The organism is Candidatus Acetothermia bacterium, assembly GCA_024653305.1.
Classification (GTDB): domain Bacteria; phylum Bipolaricaulota; class Bipolaricaulia; order Bipolaricaulales; family Bipolaricaulaceae; genus JACIWI01.
On sequence record JANLFW010000029.1, the window covers coordinates 1 to 7,746 of the forward strand.

The 7,746-nt window shown below is 65.1% G+C and carries 7 protein-coding genes; 2 read left to right on the forward strand and 5 right to left on the reverse strand.

Annotation, left to right across the window (positions count from 1 at the left end):
- Positions 1 to 306, reverse strand: a 306-nt coding sequence (locus tag NUV94_07745) for a helix-turn-helix domain-containing protein (GenBank protein MCR4392629.1), incomplete at its 3' end; no start/stop codon positions are given.
- 162 nt (positions 307 to 468) lie between these two features.
- Here NUV94_07745 and NUV94_07750 point away from each other — a divergent pair.
- The gene (locus NUV94_07750) at positions 469 to 1,875 is read left to right on the forward strand and encodes an integrase (protein MCR4392630.1); all 1,407 of its coding nucleotides are present in this window, start codon (positions 469 to 471) and stop codon (positions 1,873 to 1,875) included.
- Here the strand turns inward: NUV94_07750 and NUV94_07755 are convergent.
- From NUV94_07755 to NUV94_07770, 4 genes are all read right to left on the reverse strand, one after another.
- On the reverse strand, positions 1,810 to 3,555 hold the full coding sequence (locus tag NUV94_07755) for a hypothetical protein (GenBank protein MCR4392631.1): 1,746 nt from the start codon (positions 3,553 to 3,555) through the stop codon (positions 1,810 to 1,812). The two genes, NUV94_07750 and NUV94_07755, sit on opposite strands and share 66 nt — an antisense overlap.
- A gap of 111 nt (positions 3,556 to 3,666) precedes the next feature.
- Complete coding sequence (locus tag NUV94_07760; GenBank protein ID MCR4392632.1) at positions 3,667 to 5,424, reverse strand: peptide ABC transporter substrate-binding protein; 1,758 nt, start codon at positions 5,422 to 5,424, stop codon at positions 3,667 to 3,669.
- 119 nt (positions 5,425 to 5,543) lie between these two features.
- Positions 5,544 to 6,551: an ABC transporter permease gene (locus tag NUV94_07765; GenBank protein MCR4392633.1), complete on the reverse strand. Its 1,008-nt coding sequence runs from the start codon at positions 6,549 to 6,551 to the stop codon at positions 5,544 to 5,546.
- Between the two features lie 2 nt (positions 6,552 to 6,553).
- On the reverse strand, positions 6,554 to 7,531 hold the full coding sequence (locus NUV94_07770; protein ID MCR4392634.1) for an ABC transporter permease: 978 nt from the start codon (positions 7,529 to 7,531) through the stop codon (positions 6,554 to 6,556).
- Positions 7,532 to 7,661: 130 nt separating this feature from the next.
- On the opposite strand from NUV94_07770, the gene NUV94_07775 reads away from it, so the two are divergent.
- On the forward strand, positions 7,662 to 7,746 hold an 85-nt coding region (locus NUV94_07775), incomplete at its 3' end, for a succinyl-CoA synthetase, alpha subunit (GenBank protein ID MCR4392635.1).

Below are 7,746 nucleotides of genomic sequence, written 5' to 3' on the forward strand. Positions count from 1 at the left end.
GTACGCGGAGGCGGATCGCCTCCGGGTGGTGGAGGCTGCCTCCGCGTACACCCGCGGCCGCCCCGGGCGTGGGCGATCCTTCAACCCTTCCAGCCCTAGGCGAGCGAACCGACTGCGCCACAGGCCCACCGTAGGCCGTGAGGCGCCCAGTGCCTGGGCGATCTCCACGTTCGTCTTCCCTTGGGCGGCCAGAACCACGATGCGGGCACGGAACACGTCCCGTTGGGACGATGTCTTGGCCCGCACGGTGCTGGTCAACGCTTCACGCTCCTTCTCCGAAAGCTCAACCCTCGGTGCAGCGCTCATGCCCCGAGCATAGCACTCCGACATCGCAAGGAAATTTGAGGGACGAGACACTAGTTGGAGAGTTGTCTCATACAAGATGAGCATGAAGGAGGCCCGAGGTTCTCACGCAAGATGAGCGCGAGCGTGGATCGCGGGCAGACGTGAGTCGCAATCTGGGAGGCGATGGCCGTCATGGTGAGCGACTCGCGTGTGATGACAATGGAGGAGCTGGCCGCCTTTCTCGCGTCGAGCGGGACGTTGAGGTTCCGAGGCCAGACGCGCCAGGCAACCTACGCCTGGGTGGAGAAGACCCTGCGGAAGTACGGGTACATCTCGCGGTCGAGGGCCGACAAGGGACTGCTGCGGCAGTACCTCGGGAAGATGACCGGCTACTCCCCCGCGCAGCTGACGCGCCTCATCGCTCAGTACCGCCGCACGGGGCACGTGCAGCTACGGGGCTACAAGCGCCACCGGTTCCCCGTCAAGTTCACCCGTGACGATCAGGCACTCCTCGCGGAGGTGGACAACGCCCACGACCATCTCTCCGGAGCGGCGACCCAGGCCATCCTGCGCCGGGAGTACACCGTGTTCGGGCGCCGGAGCACGATCTCGGTGGCGCATCTGTACCGGCTACGCCAAGGGTTCGCCTACCGCCAGCGGAGCCTCACCGTGCACAGGACGAAGCCCACCACGGTCCGCATCGGCGAGCGCAGGAAGCCCAACCCCCAAGGTCAGGCTGGCTACTTGCGGGTGGACACGGTCCATCAGGGGGATCGGGACGGGGAGAAGGGGGTCTACCACGTCAACACGATCGACGAGGTCACCCAGTGGGAGAACCTGGGGTGCGTGGCGCGGATCAGCGAGCACTACCTGGTGCCTGTGCTCGGGGAGATCCTCGCCCAGTACCCGTTCCGGATCCTGGGGTTCCACGCTGACAACGGAAGCGAGTACATCAACCGTGTTGTGGCGGAGCTGTTGGAGAAGCTGCGGATTGAGTTCACCAAGAGCCGGGCTCGGCAGACCAACGATCAGGCCCTCGTGGAAGGGAAGAACGGGGGCATCGTGCGCAAGCAGATGGGGTACGGATGGATCGCCCACGGTGAGGCGGAGAAGATCCAAGCGTTCTACAGCAAGACGCTCAACGTCTACCTCAACTACCACCGCCCGTGCGGGTACGCAACCGAGGTCGTAGACCGCAAGGGCAAGATCCGCAACCGCTACGATGTGTACCTTACGCCGTACGAGAAACTGAGGAGTTTGCCCCAGCCGGAGCAGTACCTCCGGCCGGGGGTAACGATGGCGGAGCTCCCAGCGGATCGCCCAGGCCCACAGCGACACCGAGTACGCCCTCCTCGTTCAGCAGGAGAAGGCCAGGCTCTTCCGCTCCTTCGCTCCACCGGCTACAGTGGCATGACGGCTCACGTCCTCATGCTCATGCTTCGATGCGAGAAGAGTGGGGGGGCGGCCGCCTTGCTCCTGTTCCCATGCGTGTCCACCGCTTCCCTCATTAGCGTGAGGAGCACGTCACGCGCCCGCGATCAACGGGCCCACGACGAGCAGCGTGAGCGCGATGTCCACCCCCACGAATAGGGCCCAGGCTGGGAGCAACCCTGGTTCCTGGGACCGCCGCCAGTACAGGGCCAACGCCCCACCGTCCACCAGCAGAAGCCCGAACGGCAGCGACAAGGCCAGGGACCGGGCGAGCCCGGACGAGAACCAGGCAGCAAAAGGCATCGTGGGCACCAGCCCCGCGGTGAACAGGATCTTAAGCAGCACATACGGCGAAAGCCCCAGCACCAAGAGGATGCGGGCGGTCCAGGTGTGCAGGTCTCCCTCTCCTCCGAACACGTAGTGCCCCACCACCAGGAGCAATCCGGGGACGGCGGCCATCAGGAACAGCGGGATCATGGTCAGGCCGCTCACGAACCCGGATAGCACCGTGAGGAGCATGTGCAGCACGTCGGCCATCTCCACCCGGTTCAGCACGGCCCGTTCGGCAGGGGCCGTGGTCGCATAGTAGATGCGGTAAGCCCCATAGCCGTGCATGTCCGACCACACCGCGTGCCAGCCGTCGGGGGATGGACGCAGTTGGGGCGAGATGGACCAACCGGTGGTGTTGGCAAGGGGACACCAACCCACAATCGCCCCGTCTTTCAACGCCACCACCGCAGGTTGAACCTCGGACCTCCGGCCATCGCTGACCTTAACCCCTACCGCGACCAGGGCGTGGTCCCGCTGTCCAGGAAACGCCACTGGGGTATGGGTATCGGTGGCGCGGTGTGCTCCTTGCGGCGGCAACGGGACGAGGGGGAGGCCTTCCCAAGAGTAGGGGTACTCCTCGGGGAATTCCTCGGGAAGGCTCAACAGGAACGGTTCGGCCCTGTCCGGGGCAGCCAGGGGAGCGGCCACCACGTGCGTCTCGGTCGCCCCCTGCTTGAGCCCGCTGCGGTACTCCACCGAGACCAGGGCGTAGAGCCATCGCGTGTCCAGCGCCACCGTCGGTGCGGAGAACACCGCCCCCAGGCTCACGTTGCCCCCCCACAGGGGACAGGGTGGCATCGCCAGGGCGGCGTCGGCGGATAGCTTGGCATACATGAGCTCCCGTCGCTCGTAGCCGGGCGTGCTCAGCCAGATCACGTGTGTCCAGCCGTCTCCGTCGACGGCCAGTGCCGGCGCTCCGCCGCGCTCTGCGAGGTGCAGCGGGGGGCCTAGAGGGATGCCCTCCTCGTCCAACGCCTGGGCCCATTCCCCTGCGTCCACTGCGTTCCAGACGAGCATGAAGCCGGTGAGGGTGGTTCCCACGGCGTACGCGTCCACACCCTGCTCGGCGGGCGAAACGGGGATGGCCGCCCCGGTCGGGGCGCCGTGGGCGTCGAGGGGTTGCACGAAGATCCGGTACCGGCCAGGAGCGGTGCGGGCCAGGAAGAACAGGGAGAAGCCGTTTGGGGTAGCGAACAGCCGCGGGGCATGGGGGTAATCGAGGGCCAGTGGGATCGGAGAGGGGGCGGTGACATGCCCCATCGGGTCGACTCGGCTCAAGAAAAAGGTGGTGTCGCCGTCAGCCTGGCCGGTCCACACCAGCCACCGGCCGGTGGGGGCGATGGCCAGGGTCGGGGCCTCGCCGACCTCGGTCTCCGCCACCGGGAGTCCCCGGCTCCACCCGGAGCGGATGGGGTCGCTCTTTCGCGGGGCACACCCGCTCAAGGCCGCGAGGAGACACAAGAGAAAGGCCATCCCCTGGGCCCATTGCTTGCGGGAGCACCTGTTCACGCTTTCCATCATACCAAGGGAGGGGAGATCTGCCATGTGGACCGGTTCCGGGCAAAGAAGGCCTCCCCGGTTTCCCGGGGAGGCCCCATTGTCCTCCAACCAACCGTCAGACTACCCGGTGGCCTTCTGCTTAGCAGCGGCGTCGATGCTCCACGTGTCCCAGTGCGGCGTGTCGTGCCAGCGGCGGGTCAGCCAGGGCTTGGTGAGCGCGATCTGCGTGTAGTAGTAGATCGGGGCGATGGCCACGATCTCGTCGCACAGGAGCCGCTCCGCCTCGAAGTACAGCTGCTTGCGCACCTCGGGGTCGGTTTCGCGGCCGGCCCGGCGGGTCAGCTCGTCGAACTTGGCGATGGCCGCACCCACCTCTGGATCATCGGCGCTCATCCGCGTGTCGTTCCGGCCCGCGGTGGGGTTGAACACCTCGTGCACCCAGTTGTTCTCGTCCGGGTAGTCCTGACACCACCCGAGCCGGTACACGTGGGGCACGTTCTCCACCGGGGTATCCTTTCTGATGGTGTTCAGGTAGACCTTCCACTCCTGGGTCTCGATGATGAACTTGGCCTTGGGGAACGCCTTTGCCCACATGGCCTGGATGGCCTGGGCGATGCGGGCGTGAGCCTCGGACACGTTGTGCATGAGCACGATCTCCAGGCCTGCACCGTCAGGATAGCCGGCCTGGGCCATGAGCTGTTGCGCTTCCGTCAGCGCCCGATCGTAGCCCCAGCCGCCGAGCTCCTCGGTGAGGGCCCACGGGGCGATGCGCGGATCGAGGGCGGCGTTACCGAAGATCATCCCCGGGGCGAACGTGTTCGCCGGGAGCTGCCCACCCTTGGTCACCTGCTCGACCAACGTCTTCCGGTCGATGGTCATGGATAGGGCCTTCCGAACCGCGACCTTGTCCATGGGCGGCTTCGTGATGATGAACCCGTAGTAGTAGGTGCAGGGGTAGGGGCGGATGACGAGCTCCTTGGACAGGACCGGATCGGTCTTCACCCGGTCCATCTCCGGGAGCGGCACGCCGCCGGTGTCGAGCTCGTTGTTGAGGTACATCGCGAACTCGGTGGACGCCTCCACCACCATCACCGCGTACACCTCGTCGATGTTGCCGCCACCCCATAGGTCGGCCGGGATGTACGGGTTCTTCACGAACACCATGTGATCGTTGTGGACCCACGTCTTCATCGCGTACGGGCCGTTGGTCACGATGTTCTCGGGCTCGATCCACGCGTCGCCATAGGCGTCAATCGCCCACTCCGGCTGCGGGCGGGCCACCCACATCGACGCGATCTGGCCGAAGTAGCCGGCCGGGGCCTCGAGGGTGAACTGGACCGTGTACGCGTCGAGGGCTTTCACGCCCACGCCATCGATGAGCTCCTGGAAGTTCGGCGCCCCCGGATCGGCGGTGTTCAGGGCCTCACCGCCCTTGATGATGTACAGCACGTACCCATAGTCGGAAGCCGTATTGGGGTCGAGGGTCCGCTTCACCCCGTACTCCACGTCGTACGCCGTGACCGGGCGGGGCTTGCCGTCCGCGTCCAGGTCATAGACCACCTCGCCCTTCTTCGGGTCGTACTTCACCCAGTACACGTCGTTGCGCATGGAGAACGTCCAGGTGAGCCCGTCCTCTGAGACCGTCCAGCTGGTGGCCAGCTCGGGGATGGGGTGCATGTCAACTTCATCCAGGTCGACCAGGCCAAGGAACATGTTCTCGATAATCTCTACGGACGTCGTGTCCGTAGCCAGGGCGGGGTCAGCCGTGGGGGGTTCCGTGCCCAGGTTCCGGTTCAGCACCACCTTCGCCGCCAGCGCCGGCCATACCATCAGGGAGAGCCCAGCAATCGCCAGAACCGCAATCTTGCTCCACTTCACCGCTTACCTCCTTCCTCCCATTTCTGAGGATCTCCAACGCTCAAGCCTGGGACCCAGGAAGCTTCTTCCTCCGGCCATCACCCCCTTTTCCCCAAATCGATGAGGGATAGAGACGTCACTTACTTAGTATACGTACCTCGCAAACGGGGGTCAAACGCATCCCGCAGGCCATCGCCGAGGAAGTTGAACGCAAGCGTGGTTGTGGCCAGAGCCGCCCCAGGGACCAACGTCTCCCACGGGTAGGTGCGCAACCCCTGGTACGTCTCCGAGATCATCAGGCCCCAGCTCGGGGTCGGGGGGGTAACTCCGAGGCCGATGAAGCTCAGGAACGCCTCGGTGAGGATGTACCCGGGGATGGCGAGCGTCTCGGCCACGATGCACGGCCCGATGATGTTGGGCAGCACGTGGCGGAACACGATGCGCAGGTTGCTCGCCCCCACCGCCCGCGCGGCCTCGATGTATTCTTTCTGCTTCACGGAGAGCGTTTGCCCCCGCGCCAACCTGGCCATGCCGATCCAGTTGAGGAGCCCGAGGGCGATGAACAGGAAGAACATGCCCCCCAAGGCCTTGTCGATGTTCACCATCACCCCGATGAACCCGGTGGCCCCCTGGCGGCTCACCGCCTTGAAGTAGGCCTGGAGCAAGATGATGAAGATGAGGAGTGGGAAGCCATACAGGAAGTCCACGAACCGCATCATGACGTTGTCGACGCCGGTCGGGGAAAATCCGGAGATCACCCCATAGGTGAGGCCGATCACCAGGCTGACCGTGGCCGCCACCACCGCCACCGACAACGAGATCCGGGTTCCATAGAGGGTACGGCTTAGGATATCGCGCCCGAGGTAGTCCGTTCCCAGTGGATACCCCGGCGTTCCCGGGGGCAGGTCTCGCTCGAAGAAGCTCGCCTCGGCGTAGTGCTTGGGGGCAATGAGGGGCCGCGGCTCGCGGCCGATGATCTTGGCGAAGATCGTGGTGTCCACGAACAGGGCCACCAGGATGAGGAGGAGCACGTAGACGCCGCCGATCACCGCTGCCCGGTGCTTGAACAGGCGGTGGAACGCTTCCCGCATCGGGCTCCGCCCGACGACCCCCCTCTCCCGTTTGGACCGTGCTTTGCGCAGCCTCATCCTCAGTCGTATCGAATGCGGGGATCGAGCCAAGCGTAGCTGATGTCCACGAGCAGGTTCGCGAACACCAAAAGCAGGGAGTACACCAGGGTGGCCCCCATCACCAGCGGATAGTCCCGGTTGGTCACCGAGGTCACGAAGTACCTGCCCATCCCGGGGATGCCGAAGATCTGCTCCACCACCATGCTCCCGGTGACCACCGCGGCGAACATCGGCCCGAGCACGGTCGCCACCGGGATGAGGCTGTTTCGGAGGCCGTGGAGGATGATCACCCGCCGCGAATGGAGCCCCTTGGCGTAGGCCGTGCGCATGTACTCCTCACGGATCACCTGGAGGAGGCTGGCCCGGGTCAGGCGGGCGATGGACGCAGAATAGGCGGTGCCGAGGGTGAACGCAGGCAGGATCGCATGGAGCCAGAACTTGGCCGATGTGATCGGGGGGAAGAACCCCAGGACAAGCTGCGTGTAGTCCGTCCCCCACCGGGCGGCAGGGAACCACCCCAACTTGAGGGCAAAAATCCAGATCAGAAGTGGGCCGAGCACCACGTTCGGGATGGATACCCCGAGGATGGCCACGAACGTCGCCCCGTAGTCCACAACCGTGTTCTGCTTGACGGCGGCGATGGTCCCCATGGGGATGCCGATGCACAGCGCGAGGAGCAGGGCCAGGATGCCGAGCTGGAAGGAGATGGGGAACGTCCGCTTCAGGATGTCGTTCACCGTTTGGGCGCGGCTGGTGTAGGACGGGCCAAGGTCCAACCGGAGCGCGTCCCAGATCCACTTCCCGAGCTGTACATACACCGGCTTGTCGAGCTGGTACTTCCGCTCTAGGTTCTTGCGGATGCTTTCCGGGAGCTGCTTTTCGCCGCGGAAGTCGAACGGCCCTCCCGGGATGGCATGGGCTAGAATGAAGGTCGCGGTCATGATGGCCAAAAGGACGGGGATCGTCCACAGCAGCCGCCGCACGATATACTGAAACATACTGCAACGCGGTTTATACCTCCGCTGGGCTGGCCTGTCAACCCACCGTGTGCAATCGGACTCCACCCTGCTTGCCACGGCCCACTCCCGTTCCTATCCTATGCCATCCATCGTGAGAGAGGTGAGACGAGTGGCAATCCTGATCGACGCGGACACCCACGTGCTGGTCCAGGGGATCACCGGGAGCGAGGGGGCGTTCCACACCCGGCAGATGG

Coding starts and splice junctions, on each gene's coding strand:
- NUV94_07770 (MCR4392634.1), bottom strand. CDS start 7,531: ATGTTTCAGTATATCGTGCGGCGGCTGCTGTGGACGATCCCCGTCCTT.
- NUV94_07765 (MCR4392633.1), bottom strand. CDS start 6,551: ATGAGGCTGCGCAAAGCACGGTCCAAACGGGAGAGGGGGGTCGTCGGG.
- NUV94_07750 (MCR4392630.1), top strand. CDS start 469: ATGGCCGTCATGGTGAGCGACTCGCGTGTGATGACAATGGAGGAGCTG.